At 71.1% G+C, this 19,410-nt stretch carries 14 protein-coding genes; 10 read left to right on the top strand and 4 right to left on the bottom strand.

Annotated elements, in window-relative coordinates:
- Nucleotides 1-5: 5 nt before the first annotated feature.
- Complete coding sequence (locus tag AC0NH5_RS08010; protein ID WP_474401476.1) at nt 6-917, top strand: AEC family transporter; 912 nt, start codon at nt 6-8, stop codon at nt 915-917.
- A gap of 111 nt (nt 918-1,028) precedes the next feature.
- Here AC0NH5_RS08010 and AC0NH5_RS08005 read toward each other — a convergent pair whose 3' ends face one another.
- Nucleotides 1,029-1,652 carry a M23 family metallopeptidase gene (locus AC0NH5_RS08005; RefSeq protein ID WP_474401474.1) on the bottom strand — a complete coding sequence of 208 codons (624 nt, stop codon included), beginning with the start codon at nt 1,650-1,652 and terminating at the stop codon, nt 1,029-1,031.
- 232 nt (nt 1,653-1,884) lie between these two features.
- On the opposite strand from AC0NH5_RS08005, the gene AC0NH5_RS08000 reads away from it, so the two are divergent.
- The gene (locus tag AC0NH5_RS08000) at nt 1,885-3,006 is read left to right on the top strand and encodes a 5-methyltetrahydropteroyltriglutamate--homocysteine S-methyltransferase (RefSeq protein ID WP_474401472.1); all 1,122 of its coding nucleotides are present in this window, start codon (nt 1,885-1,887) and stop codon (nt 3,004-3,006) included.
- A gap of 129 nt (nt 3,007-3,135) precedes the next feature.
- Nucleotides 3,136-3,870 (top strand): S1 family peptidase, encoded by a 735-nt coding sequence (locus tag AC0NH5_RS07995; RefSeq protein ID WP_474401470.1) that lies wholly within the window; start codon nt 3,136-3,138, stop codon nt 3,868-3,870.
- Between the two features lie 66 nt (nt 3,871-3,936).
- Here the strand turns inward: AC0NH5_RS07995 and AC0NH5_RS07990 are convergent, their stop codons facing one another.
- Genes AC0NH5_RS07990 through AC0NH5_RS07980 form a run of 3 tightly spaced genes read right to left on the bottom strand, consistent with a single transcriptional unit; the run spans nt 3,937 to nt 6,187 of the window.
- The gene (locus tag AC0NH5_RS07990; protein ID WP_474401468.1) at nt 3,937-4,533 is read right to left on the bottom strand and encodes a class I SAM-dependent methyltransferase; all 597 of its coding nucleotides are present in this window, start codon (nt 4,531-4,533) and stop codon (nt 3,937-3,939) included.
- A 59-nt stretch (nt 4,534-4,592) separates the two neighbouring features.
- A complete protein-coding gene (locus tag AC0NH5_RS07985; protein ID WP_474401466.1) occupies nt 4,593-5,684 on the bottom strand; it encodes a hypothetical protein in 1,092 nt (363 codons plus the stop codon).
- Nucleotides 5,681-6,187 carry a SigE family RNA polymerase sigma factor gene (locus tag AC0NH5_RS07980; protein WP_474401464.1) on the bottom strand — a complete coding sequence of 169 codons (507 nt, stop codon included), beginning with the start codon at nt 6,185-6,187 and terminating at the stop codon, nt 5,681-5,683. The genes AC0NH5_RS07985 and AC0NH5_RS07980 overlap by 4 nt, the downstream gene beginning before the upstream one ends.
- 135 nt (nt 6,188-6,322) lie before the next feature.
- Between AC0NH5_RS07980 and AC0NH5_RS07975 the strand changes: the two genes are divergently transcribed.
- The 7 genes from AC0NH5_RS07975 (at nt 6,323) to AC0NH5_RS07945 (ending at nt 19,408) form a co-directional block, all read left to right on the top strand.
- Nucleotides 6,323-6,760, top strand: coding sequence for a hypothetical protein (locus AC0NH5_RS07975; protein WP_474401462.1), 438 nt, complete (start codon nt 6,323-6,325; stop codon nt 6,758-6,760).
- Nucleotides 6,757-7,695 (top strand): hypothetical protein, encoded by a 939-nt coding sequence (locus tag AC0NH5_RS07970; protein WP_474401460.1) that lies wholly within the window; start codon nt 6,757-6,759, stop codon nt 7,693-7,695. The genes AC0NH5_RS07975 and AC0NH5_RS07970 overlap by 4 nt, the downstream gene beginning before the upstream one ends.
- A complete protein-coding gene (locus tag AC0NH5_RS07965; protein WP_474401458.1) occupies nt 7,692-8,663 on the top strand; it encodes an AAA family ATPase in 972 nt (323 codons plus the stop codon). Before AC0NH5_RS07970 ends, AC0NH5_RS07965 begins: the two co-directional genes overlap by 4 nt.
- 6 nt (nt 8,664-8,669) lie before the next feature.
- Nucleotides 8,670-10,454: a hypothetical protein gene (locus AC0NH5_RS07960; protein ID WP_474401457.1), complete on the top strand. Its 1,785-nt coding sequence runs from the start codon at nt 8,670-8,672 to the stop codon at nt 10,452-10,454.
- A complete protein-coding gene (locus AC0NH5_RS07955) occupies nt 10,451-11,686 on the top strand; it encodes a CHAT domain-containing protein (protein ID WP_474401455.1) in 1,236 nt (411 codons plus the stop codon). The genes AC0NH5_RS07960 and AC0NH5_RS07955 overlap by 4 nt, the downstream gene beginning before the upstream one ends.
- Nucleotides 11,683-16,104 (top strand): tetratricopeptide repeat protein, encoded by a 4,422-nt coding sequence (locus AC0NH5_RS07950; RefSeq protein ID WP_474401453.1) that lies wholly within the window; start codon nt 11,683-11,685, stop codon nt 16,102-16,104. The genes AC0NH5_RS07955 and AC0NH5_RS07950 overlap by 4 nt, the downstream gene beginning before the upstream one ends.
- Before the next feature lie 67 nt (nt 16,105-16,171).
- Nucleotides 16,172-19,408: a GH92 family glycosyl hydrolase gene (locus AC0NH5_RS07945; RefSeq protein WP_474401451.1), complete on the top strand. Its 3,237-nt coding sequence runs from the start codon at nt 16,172-16,174 to the stop codon at nt 19,406-19,408.
- Nucleotides 19,409-19,410 lie beyond the last annotated feature (2 nt).

Below are 19,410 nucleotides of genomic sequence, written 5' to 3'. Positions count from 1 at the left end.
GCCGCATGATCTCCGCCTTGAGCGGCTTCGTGCTGATCGGCGCCATCGTGGCGGTCGGGTGGGGCCTGCGCCGCTGGGCCGGGCTGCCCGAGCAGACCGCCGCCCTCGTCGGCCGGCTCGTCTACCTGGTCCTCACCCCGTGCCTGCTCTTCACCGGGGTCGCCGGCGCCGACCTGGCGCTGCTGTTCACCCGCCCGCTGCTGGTCTCCACGGTCGCCGCCGTCCTGTGCTTCACCGTCTTCGCGCTGATGTTCCGCGGACGGGACGGCGCCACCCGCATCCTCGGCTCGCTCGCCGGCGGCTACACCAACGCCAACTACATCGGCCTGCCGGTCGCCACGTACGTTCTCGGCGACGCCACCCTGGTCGTACCCATCGTGATGCTCCAGTTGCTGATCATCACGCCGCTGGCCCTGCTCCTGCTGGAGGTCGCCACCACCGGCCGCGCGACCTGGCGCTCCGTGCTCAGCCGCCCGGCCCGCAACCCGCTCATCCTCTCCGTCCTGCTGGGGGCGGTGGTCGCGCTGACCGGACTGCGCCTGCCCGCCGTCGTCCTGGACCCGATCACCACCCTGGGGCAGGCCGCGATCCCGATGGTCCTGCTCGCGTTCGGCATGTCCCTGTCCGGCCGCTGGCTGCTGGAGCCCGGCCCCGACCGCGCGCCGGCGGTCACCGCCGTACTGCTCAAGGTCGCCGTCATGCCCCTGGTCGCGTTCGCGCTGGCGTTCGCTGCCGGCCTTTCCCGCGACACCACCTATGCCGTGACGGTCCTGGCCGCCCTGCCGACAGCGCAGAACATCTTCCTGTACGCCCAGCAGTTCCGAACCAGCCAGATCCTCGTGCGCGACGCCATCTTCCTGTCCACCGTCACGTGCGTCCCCGTCATGCTGCTGATAGCCGCCCTCTTCACCCTGTAGCCACCCCGCCGCCGCGCCGCCCCGCCGCCACCACCGCCCGCACCGGCCGCACTCGCCGCGTTGCCGCACCGGCCCGCCCACCCAGCCGGTGCGGCAACCAGCCGGCCGGGGTTACCCGGGGGCGCAGTTGTTGCTGGTGCGGCGAACCGAGTACTCGCGGTCGTCGGACGTGATCCCGGCGGGCTCCCCGTCGAAGTGGGCCTCGACCTTCTGGCGGGCGGCGCGCTGCTCGTAATGCAGGTGCGGGGCGCCCGACTTGCCGGTGCTGCCCACCTTGCCCAGTTGCCGGCCCGTCTCCACGCGCTCACCGGGCTTCACCAGCGGCGGCTCCAGCAGGTGCAGGTACTGCGTCTCCCAGCGCCCGCCGTGGTCGATCTTCACCCAGTATCCGGCGCCGCTGCCGTGCGCGCCCTTCGGGTTGTCCGGCGTCCGGGAGCCGAGGGTGCCGTTGAGCCCCGCCTCGACAACCGTCCCGCCGAAGGAGGCCAGGACCGGCCGCCCCCAGGCGGTTCCCCTCGCCGGGAAGAAGTCGATGTCGAAGTCGTCATGCCCGGGATAGGTGCCGAGGATCCAGGTCTCGCCGCACGCGACCGGCAGCTGAAAGCCGGGACGCGGTCCCGGCTCGAGCGTCCGGGGGAGAAGGAACGCGGCGGCCGCGGCCAGCAGGGACAGGGTCACGGCGGCACCGAGCAGCCGGGCGGGGCGCCGGGTGGATCGGGTGGAGCTGGGAGTCACTGGTCGATCTTCGCAAGCCCCGGCAAACGGGGGCACGGGACCGCGGTGGACGACCACGACGCACCGCCCGGCGGCCGCGTCGCCGGCCGGACCCGGCAATCGATCGCGGGGATGCCACGGGACTTGGCATCGCCGTACAAAAAAGGTGTCTGAAGGAAGCGAAAGGGGTCTTTGCCGGAAAGGTGGGAGATAATCGCCGCAGTCGATTCCGTTCGCAAGGGGGCACCCGGCAATGACGCTTCGTGACAACCCTCCGTTCCGTGCCGACCACGTCGGCAGTCTGCTGCGGCCGCCGTCCCTGCTGGAGGCCCGTGCGAAGAAGGCGGCCGGCGAGATCCGCGCCGAGGAGTTGCGGGCCGTCGAGGACGATGCGATCCGGGACGTCGTCCGGATGCAGCGGGACGTCGGGCTGCGGTCGGCGACCGACGGTGAGTTCCGGCGCACCTCGTGGCACATGGATTTCATCTACCGCCTCGGTGGGGTGCACCCGACCGACGAGAAGATCCAGGTGCATTTCCGTAATGCCGGTGGGGAGCTGGACTTCGAGTCCGCGGCGCTCGCGATCGACGCGCCGGTGCGGCTGACCGAGACGATATTCGGGGATGATTTCAGTTTTCTGGCCGGCGAGGTGGGGGAGGGGGTCACCGCCAAGCTGACCATTCCGTCGCCGAGCATGGTGCATTACCGGGGCGGCCGGGCGGCGATCGATCCGGCGGTCTATCCGGAGGAGGAGCAGTTCTGGGCCGACCTGAGCGCGGCGTACGCGGAGCAGGTCCGCCGGGTCGCCGGCCTGGGGTGCCGCTATCTGCAGCTGGACGACACCAGCCTCGCCTATCTGAACGATCCCGCTCAGCGCCGTCTTCTCCAGGATCGCGGTGACGACGCCGAGCACCAGCACCTGCGGTACATCCGGCAGATCAACGCGGCGATCAGCGGCCGGCCGGACGGCCTGTTCGTGACCACCCACATGTGCCGGGGCAATTTCCGGTCGTCGTGGGCCGCGGAGGGCGGTTACGACTTCGTCGCCGAGGCGCTCTTCAGCGAGCTGGCCGTGGACGGATTCTTCCTGGAGTACGACGACGAGCGTTCCGGCGGGTTCGCGCCGCTGCGGTTCGTGCCGCCCGGGAAGATGGTCGTTCTCGGCCTGGTCACCACGAAGAGCGGGGCGCTGGAGTCGAAGGACGCCTTGAAGCGGCGCGTCGACGAGGCCGCGAAGTACGTCCCGCTGGAGCAGCTCTGCCTGTCGCCGCAGTGCGGGTTCTCGTCCACGGTCGAGGGCAATGTGCTCAGTTACGACGAGGAGGTCGCGAAACTGCGCCTGATCGTCGGGACCGCGCAGGAGATCTGGGGCTGACCAGCGGGGCCCGCGCACCATCACCCCGGGCAGAGGCACCGCTTGGGATGTATCGATGAGCGTCACTTTCTGGCTACCGTCGGTCCGGGCAACCGCCCGTTCCCCCGCAAGGCAGAAAGGGACGCTCACATGCGCATCCCCCGGATCCTCCTGGCTGCCGCCGTCGTGGTCGCCGGCATGTTCGCGCCGGCCGCGGCCATGGCGGCACCGCCCGATCCCGATCCCGGCATCCTGGTCGTCGGCGGTCAGCCGGCCAGCCAGAACTACTCGTTCATGGTCTACGTCTCCGGCTGTACCGGCTCGCTCATCAAGGCGAACTGGGCCGTCACCGCGAAGCACTGCCCGACGCCCTCCTCGGTGCGGGTCGGCAGCATCGACCGGTCCAGCGGCGGCACCGTCGTCGCGGTCCGCCGGGGCGTCAACCACCCGACGATCGACGTGAAGCTGCTCGAGCTCGCGTCGTCGGTCACCCACGCCCCGGCGCCGATCCCCACCTCGTCCGGCGCCGTCGGCACGGCCACCCGCATCATCGGCTGGGGCCAGACGTGCCCGATCCGCGGTTGTGGTTCCGCGCCGCGCATCGCCAACGAGCTGAACACCTCGATCGTCGCCGACAACCGCTGCTCCGGCATCAACGCGGCGTACGAGATCTGCACCAACAACACCAACGGCAACAGCGGCGCATGCTACGGCGACTCGGGCGGCCCGCAGGTCCGCCAGGTGAGCGGCCGCTGGGCGCTGATCGGCGTGACCAGCCGCGCCGGCAACAACAACTCGACGTGCGCGACCGGGCCGTCCATCTACGGCGACCTGCCGGCGATCCGCGCCTGGGTCAACACCCAGGTCGGCGGGCTGCCTGCCTGATCACGTCCCCGGGTGACGGCGGGCCGGCGGCTGATTGCCGCCGGCCCGCCGCTGTGCCGCCAGGTATCAGACCGCGACCGCGGCGATGGCGGCCGCCGCGCGGCCGGGGCGTTCGCCGGGTCGCTGGAGGCGTTCCCTCTCGGTGAAGCCGGCGAGCGCGAGCCGCTCCGACAGGGCCGGCACCGGCCAGCGATAGGCCGTCACCACCTTGTGGTCGAACGCCTCCACCCGGTCGCCGTCGATGAAGCCGACCACCAGCCGCCCGCCCGGCACGAGGATCCGGCGCCACTCCGCGAGCACCTCGTCGACCTCCGCCGGCGGAAAATGGATCAACGAATACCAGGACAGGATCCCTGCGGCGGTACGACCGCCGAGGTCCCGCATCGACCCGAGTTCGAAGTCGACGCCCGGATGGGCCGCCCGGGCGTGCGCGATGAACTCCGGCACCATGTCGACGCCGATCGCGTGGGCGCCGAGAGAGCTCAGGTGGGCGGTGAGGTGGCCGGGCCCGCAGCCGAGGTCGAGCACCGGTCCGGGGCGGCCGATCAGATGCCGCTCGAACAGGGCGAGGTCGTCCGGATGGCTGTGCGCCCCGGAGGCGAACAGGCTGATGTAGAGATCGGAGGCCGACGAGTACGCCTCCCGAACCGGCTCTGAACTCACCGCGCGACTATATGCCGGGGCCGGCGGCCTGCGCCGCCGGCCCGACCGTGCCGTGCTGCCTAGCGGTTGAGCCACTCCAGGCCGGCCGGCTCGATCTCGACCTGTTCCGCGACCCGCGTCAACTCGTCCTGCGTGAGGCCGAATCCGACCAGTGTCATCAGGCGGCCCGCCCCCAGGTCCACGACGAGGTACTTCAGCGTCGCCCCCGGTGCGTCGGTGCGCACCGGTTGCCGCGCCGGCCGGCCGGAAACGGTCAGCGTCGCGCCGCCGTCCGGTGCGTCGGTGACCGTGCCCACCACCACGGACAGGTCACCCCCGGCGCCCTCCACCTTGACGCCCGGCGCGTCCTTCGCCGCCATCACCTCACCGCGCCAGGACTGCGCCGACGGACCGCTCACGATGGTCGAGGTGACCGACCAGCCCGACGGGAGCCAGGTGACGCGTACCGGAACGGACGTGGTCCGCTGGTCGGGCCGCACCGAGCGGGCCATCCGCAGCAGGTCGCGTTCGGCGAGGGCCACCCCGTTCGTGGCGAGCGTCAGCACGGTGTGCTCCCCGGGCGACCAGTTGAGTGTTGTCTTCCGCTCACCCTTGGCGGCCGAGTAATAGCCCCGGACCCCGTTGACGTCGACCGCCCGCCCGCTGGTGTCCATCGCCTGCTCCGGCTTGTCCGTCTCGGTGCGCACATAAAGAGTCAGCTCGCCGCCGCTGCCGCTGCCCCACGGGTCGCCAGGCCCGACAGACGTCTTCCAGACCCGCACCAGCGTCGGCCCGAACGCGTCGCCCGGTTCGGCCCGCATCGTCTGCCGGACGCTCTCGGCGAAGCCGGCCGGCACCCACCCGGGCCGGTAACCGAGCGGAACGCCGGTGGCCGCGGTGGCGGGTTCGATCGCGGCGGAGGCCGGCGGGGACACGACGGCGCCGGGCTGCGCGGTCACCACCGGATCGTCACGCAGCGCCAGCACGGGCACGGAGACGGCCGCGGCCACGGCAGCCGCGGCGACGGTTGCGCCGAGCACGCCGAGACGCCGCCGGCTTTGAGCATGTCTCAGCTGTACGGGCAGCGCGGCCCGAATCCGGTCGGCGCTCACCGCCTGTTCCGCCCGGCGGTCCTGTGCCGCCCGGATGAGGTCTTCGAGGTTCCTGGTCACGGCTGCTCCCCGGAGGTGACGAGCGTGGCCGGCAGCGCGTTCTGCAGCGCTGCCAGCGCACGCATCAGATGGGTTCGGACAGTGACCGTTCGACAGCCGAGGACTTCCGCGATCTCCTCCACCGGCAGGTCCTCGTAGAAGCGCAACGCGATCACCGCCCGCTGACGCGGCGGCAGTCCGGCGATCAGCCGCATCATCGCGTCCCGCTCGTCGTGCCGCGCCGTCTGGTCCGGCGCGGACGGCAGGATCCCGTCCAGCGACGCGGTGGTGAGCGGGATCGACTGCGCCGCCCGGCGCCGCCGCCACGACAGGAACTCGTTGACGACCATCCGCTTCACGTAGGGCTCCGGCGCGTCCATCCGGCTGATCCGTGGCCAGCGCGCCTGCGCTCGTACCAGCACGTTCTGGATGATGTCCTCGGCCAGATGCGGATCCCAGGTGACCACCGTGGCGTAACGCACCAGGGCCGGCAGGCGGGCGGAAACGAACTCTTCGAACGTCACGGCAGGAGAACGCCTCCGCCCTCGCCGTTTGATGACATGCCGGGCAGGCAGTTTCGGCGGATCAGCCTTTGCGCCGACTGTGACGTTCGGGCCCGACCGGTAGCATTCCATCTCACATCAGCCGAGGAGGGCCGCTTGACGGAGGTACCGGTCGCCGAACTGCGCATACGTTACGCAACCGTCCTGGACCAGGACGCTCCTGGTGACCTGTGGGTGGAGGATTTCGACCTTGATACGGACCCGGCGGGCATGCGACGGCGTCTGCGCGGCTCCTTCGAGGCCCATCCCGAGGCGGAGCGCATTCTGGTACGAGTCGGCGGCCACCCGGTCGGCGTCGCCGGCCGGGAGACCGTCTTCCGGGACCTGGGACACGCCGGATCGGACGGCGCACCGGGATCCGCTCTCGACCCGGGGTCCAGCGACGGCGCCACACTGCCCGGCCACTCCGGCGACTACCGGCTGATCACCTTCGTCTGCGCCTCGGCGAGGTGTGGTTCCCGGCAGCACTGCTCCTATTACGACGAGCGGAGCGTGCCGTTCTGCCCGCACGGGCGGATGAAGGTGAATTCGTGACCCTTCCGTCCCCGCCCGCGCCCACGGCCGGTCTCGGCAACCGCTTCCTCCTGGTCGGCTACCTCCCGACGTACGCGGCCTCGCTGTTCCTGCTCGTTCTGATCTGGGCCGACGGCGGTCCGGGGACCTCGTTCAAGCGTGCCTGGGAGGTCGCCAGTGACCTGACCGCCACCCAGGTCGTCCTGATCACCCTGGTCGTGCTGTTGATCGGCCTGCTGCTCGTGCCGTTCCAGCTCGGCATCGTCCGGTTCCTGGAGGGCGCCTGGCCGGCCTGGCTGAGCGGACCGGCCCGCGCCTGGCACGTCTGGCGCAAGAAGAGGCTGACGGAGCGAGCCGTACCCACGTCCGTGTTGCCGGCAGCGGTGCTTGCCGCCGGCCTGGCCGGGCAGCGTCTGCGCGACCGGTACCCGGAGTTGGACGAACTGGTCCGGCCGACCCGGCTGGGCAATGTCCTGGCCGCCGTGGAGGACCGGGCCGGCCGGGACTACGGCCTCGACGCGGTGGTCGCCTGGCCACGCCTGTACCCCCAGCTCGGCCCGGCGACGAAAGCAGTCGTGGACGATCGCCGTACCACCCTGGACTACGCTGCCCGGCTCGCGGTCACCGCGGCCTTCACCGCAGCCGGCAGCTTGATCATCCTGCGGGAGGCCGGATGGTGGCTGCTTCTGACGCTCGCCCCCGCAGCCGTCGCAGTGGTCGCCTACCGGGGGGCCGTGCGGGCCGCGCTCGCGTACGGCGAGAGCGTGCGGGCCACCTTCGACCTGCACCACATCGATTTCGGTGCTGCTTTCGGGCTGCCCCGGCCCACCGACTCCGAGCAGGAGCGGGAGCTGCACCGCGGGCTCTGCGACCTCTGGCGCCAGGGCATCCCGCAGACATTCGCGTACGAGCCACGACCGACCGACCTCAGCCTGAAGATCGGAGGGGCTCCGTGACCGCCGGCACCCCACTCGCCGAACCCGCGCCCATCGACCTGCTGCCCTACTCGCTGATCGTCGGGCAGGAGGAGCTGCGCCGGGCGCTCGAGATCGCGTACGTCGGCCGCCTCGGTGTGCTCGCCACCGGTCAGCGTGGCACCGCGAAGTCGACCACCATCCGCGCGTTCGGCCGGCTGGTCTTCGGGGACCTCCCGGTCACCATGCCCATCGGCGTGACCGACGACCGGGTGCTCGGCGGTTACAGCGTCGACGCGCTGCTCGGCGACAAACCGGAGACCGAATGGCAGGCGGGTCTCATCGAGCAGGCCGCGAAGACCGGGATGCTCTACATCGACGAGATCAACCTGCTCGATGACCACATCGTCAACCTGGTGCTCGACCCGGCGTCCACCAGCATCCTCACCGTCCAGCGCGAGAACGCCGACCGGCGGCCGGAGCGGCACGAGTTCGCCCTGGTCGGATCGATGAACCCGGACGAGGGCCCGTTGCGGCCGCAGCTGCTCGACCGGTTCGGGCTGGTGGTCACGGTCACCGACGCGGGTGACCGGGCCAGCCGGGCCCGGATCCTGCGCATGCTGCTCGACTACGACCTGCACCGCGACGATCCGAAGTCGGAGTTCATGGTCGAGGCGCGCGCCCGGGACGCGGCGCTGGCGGCCCGCCTGTCCGCGGCCCGGGACCGCTACCCGGGTGTGCAGTGCGGCGACGCCGTCCTGGAGGCGTGCGCGGCGGTCGCCTCCGAGTTCCACGTGGTGGGGCATCGTGGCGAACTGGCGATGCTGCACGCCGCCCGGGCCTGCGCGGCACTGGACGAGGCGGCCGAGGTCACCGTCGAGCACTGCCGTGGCGTGGCCAGGCTCGCGCTGCTGCACCGGCGTCCCAACGTCGACTCCGGCACGCTGCGGCCCTGGGGGCCGGAGGAGGACCGGCGCGTCGACGCGGCGCTCGCGGGCCGGACGGACTGATCCGCTGTGGCGCCGCCCGACATCGCGGACCTGCTGAGCTGCGCGGCTCTGGAGCGGGGCCTCACCGGCCTGCTGTTCGTGGACCTGGACGGCCGGCTGCTGATCGAGTACGCCGAAGCTCTGGCGGAGGCGATCGGCCGGCGGGAGGGCGTCCGCCCGCGACTTGTCGTGGTGGGCGCGCACGCCACCGAGGAGACGCTCTGGCCGCACTGGGGCCCGCGCGTGGTGAACGGCGCGCCGACCGTCGCCCGGCGGCCGGGACTGCTCGTCGAGGACCCGGACCGCCCGGCGCCGCTCATCGTGGTGCCCGACCTCGCGTGGGCGGGCGCGGCGGTCTCGCGTGCGGCGGTCAGCACGATCGGCGCCGGTGTGGTGCATGCCGAGCGGCACGGCACGAGCGCCCGCTGGCAGCCACGTGCCCAGTGGCTCGCGGCCTGCTCCGGCGCCGACCTGGCCGCCGTGTCACCGCACCTGCTCGACCGGTTCCCGGTGCGGTGGGACGGGCGGCGCCCCGGTCCCTGGCCGGCGGAGGCCGGTGCCCGGCTTGCCGGCTCTGCCGATGCTGGGATCCCGGCCTCGGCCACCGTCGCGGACGACGTGCTCGATCTGGTGACCGCCGTGCGGGGAGCGCATCCCGGGGTCCGCCGGGAATTGGCGCTGGCGCGGACCGCCCGGGCTGTCGCCCGCCGGCGCGGCGCGTCGCTCGTGACACCGGCCGATGTCACGTTCGCAGCGGAGGTCATCGGGTTGCCACCGGTGGCCCCGGTCCAGCCGTCCGAGCCGGCTGGACCCACGGAGGACCCCGTGCCGGGGGAAACGGCCGCCGAACCGGCCGAACCGATCGACGACAGCCCGGCGCTCGAGCCCGATCCCGGCGCCACGGAATCCGCGCTGCTGTCGACGCCGGAGATCGCCGGCGGGGACTCCGCTGATCTCGAGCCGGCGGACCTGCTACACCCGGAGGACGATCCGGAAAGCGTCCCGGAGCCGCGCTCGCTGCGCTGGTCACCCGGGCCTGGAACGGCCGTGCAGCGGTATCGTGGCCCGATCATCGGGCATGAGCCGGGCACTGGCCTGCGGGACCTCGCCGTGGTCCCGACGCTGTTCCGGTCGCTCTGGCGGACCCGGGCCCGAGCCGCCTCACACGGTGGGACCGTCGGCCCGCTGCGGATAGCCCGGCCGGATCTGCGGACCTACCGGCGTGAACAGCGACCGCAGCGTGTGCTGGTCCTGGTGCTGGACCACACGGTTCGCCGGGACTGGGACGGCACGCCGGGCCTCGCGCCGCATCTGCGCTGGGCGTACGAGAACGCGGCCGCGGTCTCGGTGATCGAGTTCGGGCATCGTGGCAGCCTCGACGAATTGCGGCCGGAGCGGTACCGGGGCCGCTCGATCGTGGACCGCCGGGTCGTGGCCTCACTCAACCGCCTCCCGGGCAAGGCTTCCCCGCTCGCCGCAGCGATCGATCTGGCCGCCGAGGAACTGCGCCGGTTCATGCACCGCGGGTGGGCGGCGGCGCGCACAGCACGGCTGGTCGTGGTGACCGACGGCCGTGGGAACGTGCCCCTGGACGGCAGCGCCGAGCGACAGGTGACCGGGCGCGTCGCTGCGCAGGGCGTCGGGGACGCGGTGCGGGCTGCCGGAAACGTCGCCGCCCTGGCCCGTGTTCGGGCCGAGGTGGTCGCGCCGGTACTCGACCAGTACCCGCACCTGCCGGCGCAGCTGGCCGTCGCACTGGGCGGCACTGTCCGCCCGGTGCCGGGGAGCTCTGGCGCGGGGGGCGCCGGGTGACCGGCCTGCACTCCGCGATGCGCGCCGACAGCGGCGCCGCGCCGGAGCTGACTGGGGTCGTACGACCGCAGCCGCCCACCACAGACGCCCTCGCACCCGCCGCGGACGCCGTGATGTTCGAGGAGTCGACCTCGGTGCTCGACCGGTCGCTGCCGCCGCGAACCGCCCTGCTGTCCGTCACTGACGCGCCCGGGCACGACGACCGGCGCCGCTTCCACCTGAGCTTCCACCTCGACGGCCGCCGGTACGAGTCGGTGGAGACCCGCAACCAGGTCGACATCGGGGTGAGCCTCTTCCAGGTCGCCGAGCGGCGCTCCTGGAAGGCCGACCACGACCTGATCCGCAGCTGGTGGAAGGAGCTCCTGCAGCTGCGCGGCTGGATCGACCGGTTGCTCGACGGCGGCGCGGACGACCTGCGCCTGCTGGTGTGGGACACGATGACCAGCTCGCAGATCCCGTGGGAGCTCTACTATCTGGACGACTACGGCGACGGCAAGCCGGCCGGCTGGCTCGGCGCCATGATCGACATCGTTCGGTGGACCTCGATCCTGCAGCCCGGCAGACACGACCGGTTCACCGGCGAACTCGTCGCCTCGGCGGGCTCGATGCTGCTGATGGAGACGGCGGACATCGGGGCGCTCGGCGGTGTGGCCCGGATGGCCGAGCCCTACGGATCGCCGGCGCTGCGGCACATGGACGATCTGCTGACCGAACTCGATCGCACCGAACTTCGGTTCGCCCTGCTGATGATGCACTGCCACGGGGTGAACGCCGGCAACGCCAACGAGTTCCGGCTGGCCGGCATCACCCTCAACGAGCTGGACCAGAAGTCGATGCCGGCGGTCCGCGGCTCCCGGCCGGTCGTCATCCTGAACGCCTGCAACACGGCGAAGGCGGTTCCCGTCGGGCCGGAGTCATCGGTCGCCAACCGCAGCTTCGCCGAGCTGTTCCTCCGCAAAGGGGCCGCCACCGTGGTCGCCACCCTCGGCAATGTCGACGTCGACCACACCCACGAGTTCGTCTACCAGCTGTTGAAGGCCGGGAGCGAGAAACGCCGGATCGCCGGCTTCCTGCGCGAGCACCGGGCCCGGTACGCGGCCCGGCTCGCCGACGGGAAGGCGCCGCGGGAGGAGAACTACGCGGACTTCTTCTTCAGCTTCATGTACGTCTGCTTCGGCCATCCTGACACCACCCTGCACGTGTACGGGCCGTCGGCGGGTGAGGCGGCGTGACCGTCTCGATCCAGCCGGTGGTGAACTGGCCGCGCGAGGTGACAGTGGGGCAGGCGTACCTGGTCACCGCCGACATCGTGCTCGCCGAGTCGAGTGGGTGGCCGTACGAGCGGGAGGAGTTCGTGGTCGGCTGCGTCCTGGAGGGCGGCAGCACGTTCAGCGTCGAGGCGCTCGGCAGCACCGGGCTGGTACTGCACCGCTTCGGCGGCACCTACGGCCCGGTCGAGTTCGTGGTGCGGGCCCTGCGCGAGCCGCCGCCGGGCGGGTCCGGCGAGCTGCGCCTGACCTTCCTCACCGAGGGCGGCCTGCCGTTCCGGACCGTCGAACTGGCGGTCCACCCGGGTGGCGCCGGCGCTCCGGCATCCGGCTCCACCGTCGTCGAGATCGCCTCCCCGGCCGCGCAGCCTCACTGCGTCGAGCCGTCCGGTGCGGCGCCGGCGCCGGCGCCGTTCGTCGGGCGCCGTCCGGGCGCTGCCGTGCGTCAGCGTCCGGCAGGGGCTCGCGCCGCCCGGCGTGCGGCATTGCTGATCGGTGTGCCGTACCCCAATTCGTCGGGTGTGGCTGCCGACCTGCAGGCGATGGAGTCCATTCTCGGGCGGCACGGCTTCGACACCAGATTGCGACTCGACGCGGACGCGACGAGAGAGGCGATCAGCCAGGCGTACGAGGACTTGATCGCCGCGACGCAGCCGGACGACACCGTCTTCGTCTATGTCAGTTGCCCTGTCGCACCGGCCAGTCCTGACGGCGACGGGCTGCTGGTCCTCGCACCCGCCGAACTCACCGCGTGGCACGAACGGCTGGCCGCGGTGACGCCGAACGTGACAGTGGCGTTCGAGTGTTCCGCGTTCGGCGACGACGCCGGCGTCCCGGGCCGGGATCGGGCGGCGGAGGTCGTCGAACTGTTCGCGTCCGGACCCGGCCAGCCCGTCTTCGAAGCGCCGGTGGACGGTGTCCCTCACGGTGCGTTCACCGAAGCCCTGGTCCGGGCGCTGCACGAGGCGGAGGATCGCGCCGTCACGTGGGCCGTGGTGATGGATCGGGTGCGCCGCCGGGTCCTCGACCGTTTCCCGCTGCAGCGTCCCATGGTCGTCGGCCCGGCCCGGCGGGTGGTGTTCCAGCTCGTCGAGGCGGAGCCGGAGACCTCTCTGCCGGTCGCGCCCGCTCCGGACGGCACGCTGCTGCTGGACGGCGCCCCACTGCTCGGCATCCAGGTCGGGGACGAGTTCGCCATCATGCCGCCCGGCGCGGCCGGACCCGACGACGAGGGCGTCCTGTGCACGGCGGAAGTGGTGGCTCTGACACCGGTGGCTGCTGTGGCCGAGCCCCGGCCCGCCCGGAACCAGGCCGTTCCCCGGGGCGCCCGGGCGTACCGCACCCGGGCCGTCGCCGTCGCGACGCCGATCAAGGTGCCCGCTCACGAGGGCCTGCTGGAGGCGATGGCCGCGAGTCGCCTGGTACGACCTGCCGCCGCTGGGGAACCGTACACGTACGCGGTCCGGGCCGACGATGCCGGCCTGCTCAGCATCCATGACATCACCGGGCCGGTGCAGGACCCGCGCCGCGCCGACGGCACCGGGCTGCGCCTGGTCGTGGCCGACCTGGAACGGCTGGCACGTGCGCACGCCCTGCGAACCCTCACCGAGGATCCGCGGTGGGCGTTCGACCCGCCGATGAGGCTGGAGTGGGGACGGCTGACCGGCGGGGAACCCCAGCCACTCCCGATCTCCGGCGCGACGGTGCACGCCGGCGATCGGATCTACCTCCGCATCCGGAACACGGGAGCGGAGACGGTGTTCGTCTCCCTGATCGATGTCGGCGTGGCCGCCCGCGTCGCCCTCCTGACCGCCGCCGATCCCGGCGGTGTCGCGATGGCACCCGGCGTCGAATTCGTCCTCGGGGCCGATTCCGAGGGTCGCCTGCAGGGTCTCCCTCTGGCCTGGCCGGAGCGACTCGACTCGTCCCGGGCACGCGCGGAGACCATCCTGGTCCTGATCACCACGGCGCCGCAGGAGATGGGGATCCTGGAACAGCGGGGGATCCGCGCGGCGCCGGCCAAGCCGTCATCGATGCTGGAACGCACACTCACCAAGATCACGACCGGTGCCGCTCAGCCGACAGCCGCCGCCGGAGACCGGGCGGTGCGGTACGCCGTACGTCCGATCACCTTCTTCCTCGGACCCACCCCACGAGCGGCGGCCGCGGCCGATGACGCCCTGATCCCGGCCGAACGCCTGAACGAACTGGCGAGCACGATCCGCGCCGGGGGCGGTCTGTCCGACGACGTCGAAACCCTGATCGAGACCCAGATCGACGAATACCGCCTCCGGTATTCGTCGCATCGCGCCGCCGGCCCTCCGGAGGAACTGGGGGAGCTGTTGCCGTTGATGGGCTGGCTCATCTACGAGGTTTCGTGGCACCATCTGGTCCAGGTGCCCGCCGGCTTCGACCATCTCATCACCCCGGCCGGTGAGGTCGGCCGGAGCTCGGCCGTGATGGTGCACCGGATGGCTGAGGCGGCCCGGAAGCTCCCTTGGCCGCATTACGCCCCGCGAGCGCTCGGTGCATTGCGCGCGGCCGCCCTCGTCGAGTCCAAACGGGACACCCGAGCCGGTTACGACGCCGCGATGCGCCTGGCTCTGGAGGCCCGGGAACGGTGGCAGTCCTACCGTGGCAGTCATGGTGATCTCGATCGAAGGGCGTGGGACCTCGCCTTCGACGAGGTGTTCCTGCAACTCGCCATGGCCGAGACCGGCATCGTCTGCCGGGTCGCGGAGCAGACCGTCATGCGCTGGGATACGGCGATCGAGCCGGACGAGGACTTCACGGTGCAGCGTTTGTTCCAGGGCCTCGATGCGGCAGCCTCGATCGGGGAGCGGGCTGTGGAAATCGCCGAGTCGATCGAGCGCGAAGCCGGTTTTGTCCAGCGGGTGACGGCGGACCGCCTGACCCTGGTGTCCGGCCGGCGCAATCCGGCGATCATGACCGCTCGGGTTCTGCTGCTCCTCTACTCCCTGACGCCGGCCGTGGAGTCCGTCGTACTGAAACCATCGGCATCACCGTCGTGGGAGATCTTCTCGCGCGATCTTCTCGCGCGCATCGACCGGGCCATCGACGACATGGTGAAGCCGCCACGGCTCCCGGACGGGTCGATTGCGCCGCTCAGAGGGGATCAACAGCAGGGGCTGGCGCAGATTATGCTGCATCTCGCCCTCGTCGCCCCGGGTCACTCGGTCCGTCTCTCGCTCGAGGTTCCGCGGGTCGCCGCCGGGCACCTGCTCGACGACGACCTTGCCGACCGCATCGCCGCCTCGCTGGCTGACCGGCGCGGCGGGCTACGGCCCCGCAACGCCGGCGTCATCGGCAGCGCGATCATGCCTGCGTTCCTGACTTCGGTGGAGCAACGCCGCCGGGCCCGCGGCGCCACCACCACCTACCTGGACTGGCGGCGCCGCTGGCCCGAGCTGGACAGGTTCGCCTCGCTTCCCGGTCGCGCCGAGAAGGTCGCCGCGGCCTTCGGCGCGGAGCCAGCCCGTGCCGAAACGGCCCTCAGTCACCAACAGCTCGGCATCCTCGCGCAGAAGCGTGGTGATTACGCCGAGGCCGAGAGACGCCATCAGCAGGCCCTCGCCCTTTTCGAAGACCTCGGTGATCGCGCCGGCATCGCCCGCACCCACCATCAGCTCGGCATGATCGCGCAATATCGAGGTGATCACGTCGAGGCCGAGCGCCTCTACCGCGAAGCACTCACCACGCTCGAGGATCTGAACGACCGCGGCAACATGGCCGCCGGATACCACCAGCTCGGCATGCTCGCGCATCGCCGGGGTGACTATCCCGAGGCTCAGGCCCGATATCAGCAATCGCTGACCATCGCGGAGGAGTTGGGTGACCGGGCCGGTGTTGCCCGCAGCTATCACCAACTCGGCATCATCGCTCACTATCAGGGGGATCTGGCTGAGGCTGAGCGCCGCTACCGGGAGTCACTTGCCATGAAGGAGGAGCTGGGCGACCGGCCCGGTGTGGGCAGCAGCTATCACCAGCTCGGCGTTCTCGCCCAGGACCGGGGTGACCTCGCCGAGGCGGAGCGCCTCTATCGCCAGTCGCTCGCCCTCAAGGAGGAATTCGAGGACCGTGCCGGTGTCGCCATCAGTCTCCACCAACTCGGGACGCTCGCCCAGGAGCACGGCGACCTTGCCGAGGCGGCAGCCCTTTACGCACGGGCTTTCATGCTTCGGACGAGTATCGGCGTCGTCCAGAGCGGGACAGATCTCTTGAGGCTCCGTGATCTCCGCGCGCAACTCGGCGAGGACGCGTTCCTCGATGCTCTCAGCGCCGTCGCCGACGAAGCTGCTGTGCGGGTGCTGACCTCCGTGATGGAGCAGATGGGCGACAACGACGAGCGCTCGAATCATTGACGGCATTAAATGGAAACTTTACTGTTCGGGGGCGGTGTCATCCCCTTCTCGTGAACGGTGGGTCGCCATGGTCATGCTCGGGAGAGCGCTCTCGGCCCTACTGTTGGTAGCCGGCCTCCTGATCGGCGCGCCGGCCGTCGCGGCGGCCCCCGGTGACTTCGCCACCGGGTTCGAGGCCGGGGAGCCGCAGCTGACCTGGGAGAACAGTGTCGAGCGCAGCGCCGGGGTCGGGGGTTACTGCTGCGGGCTGACCGGCATGGAGACCGCGCCCCGGGCCGAACGGGCACACGGCGGGACGTCGGCGCTGATGTTCTCCGGCAACGATCTGAGCGCCACCTCGTCGTACTCGTACAACCGGATCTTTGATGTTGATCTGCCGGTGACCGCCGCCAGCACGCTGTCCTACTGGCTCTACCCGCAGTCCGGCGGGCACCTGGACGTGGCCGTCGACCTGGTCTTCACCGACGGGAGCACGCTGCGTGACTCCGGAGCCGTCGACCAGTTCGGGATCCGGCTGCACCCGGCCTTCCAGGGTGACGGCTCGGTGCTGGGCTTCGACCGGTGGAACTACGTCAGCTCGGCGATCGGTGACGTCGTCGCGGGCCGGACCATCGACCGGATCCTCATCGGGTACGACCAGCCCGCCAACACCGGGACGTTCCGTGGTTACCTCGACGACCTGACGATCAGCACGGCCGCCGCGCCCGCCCGCCTCTCCGACCTGGTGGACACCCGCCGCGGCTCGCACTCGGAGCCCGGCTACTCGCGGGGCAACACGTTCCCCGGCACGACCGTGCCGAACGGCTTCAACTTCTGGACGCCGATCACGAACGGCAACAGCGACAGCTGGCTCTACCAGTACGACGCGACGACCGTGCAGGGCTTCGGCATCAGTCACCAGCCCAGCCCGTGGATCGGCGACTACAGCCAGTTGCAGGTCATGCCGATGACCGGGGCGGTCCGCACCACACCGGACGCGCGCAGGTCGGCGTTCAGCCACGGCAACGAGATCGCGAAGGCGCACCACTACAAGACCCGGCTGGACACGTACGGGATCACCGCCGAGATGACGCCGACCGATCATGCCGGGGTGATGCGCTTCCAGTACCCGGCCACCTCCGAAGCGGTGATCGTCTTCGACACCATCGACAAGGTCGGCGGCTGGATCACGGTGAACGCGGCCGCCCGCACCATCACCGGGTACCTCGACCACAAGGCGCCGCGGATGTACTTCTCGGCGACCGTCGACAAGCCGATCGCGGCCACCGGCAGCGTCAGCGGGCAGGGCGTGACGTCCTGGATCCGGTTCGCCACCACCGCCGGTGAACAGGTCTCGCTGAAGATGGCGACCTCGTACCTCAGCGTCGCCCAGGCGACGGCCAACCTCTCGCAGGAGGTCGGGACCAAGAGCTTCGACACGGTACGCGAGGAGGCCGCGGCCCTCTGGGACACGGCGCTCGGCCGGGTCCGCATCGAAGGGGCGCCCACCGACCGGATGGTCACGTTCTACTCGAACATGTACCGGGCGTTCATGTACCCGAACAACATGTCGGAGAACGTCGGCGGCGTGCGCAGGTACCTCAGCCCGTACGACAACCAGGTGCACGACGGCCAGATGTACGTGAACAACGGCTTCTGGGACACGGCCCGGGCGGTGTGGCCGCTGTACACGCTGCTCACGCCCACCCGGACCGGGGAGATGCTGGACGGGTTCGTCAACGCGTACAAGAATGGCGGCTGGACCCCGCGCTGGTCCGGGCCCGGATACATCGACATCATGGTCGGTACGAACCAGGACCTGGCGTTCGCCGACGCCTACGTGAAGGGCGTGCGCAACTTCGACTACCGCGCCGCGTACGCCTCGATGGTGAAGAACGCGAGCGTCCATTCCCCGTCCGGGTCCCGGGGCCGCAAGGGCGTCGAGGTCTCCACGTTCAAGCGGTACGTGCCGACCGACGTCCGCGGCGAGTCCGCCTCCTGGACGATCGAGGACGCCACCAACAACTTCGGGATCGCCCAGCTCGGCCGCGCGCTCGGGTTCACCGAGGACGCCCAGTACTTCGAGAACCGGGCGCTCGACTACGCGAACCTGTACTCGCCGTCGGTGGGATTCTTCCGCGGGAAGCAGAGCAACGGCTCCTGGCGTACGGCGGACTCGGCGTTCCGGCCGAACGAGTGGGGGCACGAGTTCACCGAGGGCGCCCCGTGGCACTACGCGACGCCGGCGCCGCAGGACCCGCAAGGCGTGGCCAACCTGTACGGCGGCCGGGCCGCGCTGTCCGCGAAGATCGACTCGGTGTTCGCGGCGTCCCGGGACTATCTGCCGGGCTCCTACGGCGGGGTCATCCACGAGATGCGCGAGGCCTACGACACGAACATGGGCCAGTACGCGCACCCCAACGAGCCGATCCACCACATGCTCTACATGTACAACTACGCCGGCACCCCGGCGAAGACGCAGACCCGGGTCCGGGACGTGCTCACCCGGCTGTACGGCTCCGGCGCGGGCACCGGCGGCGGCTACCTCGGCGACGAGGACAACGGTCAGATGTCCGCGTGGTACGTGTTCAGTGCCCTCGGCTTCTACCCGGCGCGGATGGGCAGCACCGACTACACAATCGGCGCGCCGCTGCACCCGCGCGCCACCGTCACGCTGGAGAACGGCCGGACGTTCACCGTCGAGGCGCCCGGCGTCAGCGACACGAACCGCTACATCCAGAGCGCGACCCTCAACGGCGTGCCGCACACCAGGAACTACCTGACCCACGCCGACCTGACCGCGGGCGGCACGCTGCGATTCACGATGGGCCCGGCGCCGTCGTCGTGGGGCACCGGCGCGGCCGACGTGCCGCCGTCGCTCACCTCCGGGAGCGCCGCACCGAAGCCGCTGGCCGACCGGGTCACCGGAAGCACGCTCGTCGCGAGCGGCGAGAACGCGCCGAACGAGGGCCGCGACAAACTGGCCGACGACACGTCACTCACCAAGTGGCTGACCGCCGCGAACACGGCGACCCTGGAGGCGCGCCTGCCGGCGGCGACGACCGTGCGGCAGTACACGCTCACCTCCGCCGACGACTTCCCCGGCCGCGACCCCCGGAGCTGGACGTTGCAGGGCTCCACCGACGGCGTGACCTGGACCGGCCTGGACACCCGGACGAATCTCGACTTCGCCGACCGGCGGCAGACGAGGGCGTTCGTGGTGTCTGCCCCGGCCGCCTACTCCCGGTACCGCCTCGTGGTGACGGCGAACCACGGGGCGGCGGAGACCCAGCTGGCGGAGTGGGAGCTGCTCACTTCCGGCTGACA

It is taken from the genome of Actinoplanes sp. 13 (assembly GCF_056134165.1).
Note: the sequence above shows the minus strand (reverse complement) of the source record. Positions and strands in the feature narration are given on the sequence as shown.

Bases quoted from the DNA above. Each gene is read 5' to 3' on its own strand.
- AC0NH5_RS08010 (WP_474401476.1), top strand. From the start codon at position 6: ATGATCTCCGCCTTGAGCGGCTTCGTGCTGATCGGCGCCATCGTGGCG.
- AC0NH5_RS08000 (WP_474401472.1), top strand. From the start codon at position 1,885: ATGACGCTTCGTGACAACCCTCCGTTCCGTGCCGACCACGTCGGCAGT.
- AC0NH5_RS07995 (WP_474401470.1), top strand. From the start codon at position 3,136: ATGCGCATCCCCCGGATCCTCCTGGCTGCCGCCGTCGTGGTCGCCGGC.
- AC0NH5_RS07945 (WP_474401451.1), top strand. From the start codon at position 16,172: ATGGTCATGCTCGGGAGAGCGCTCTCGGCCCTACTGTTGGTAGCCGGC.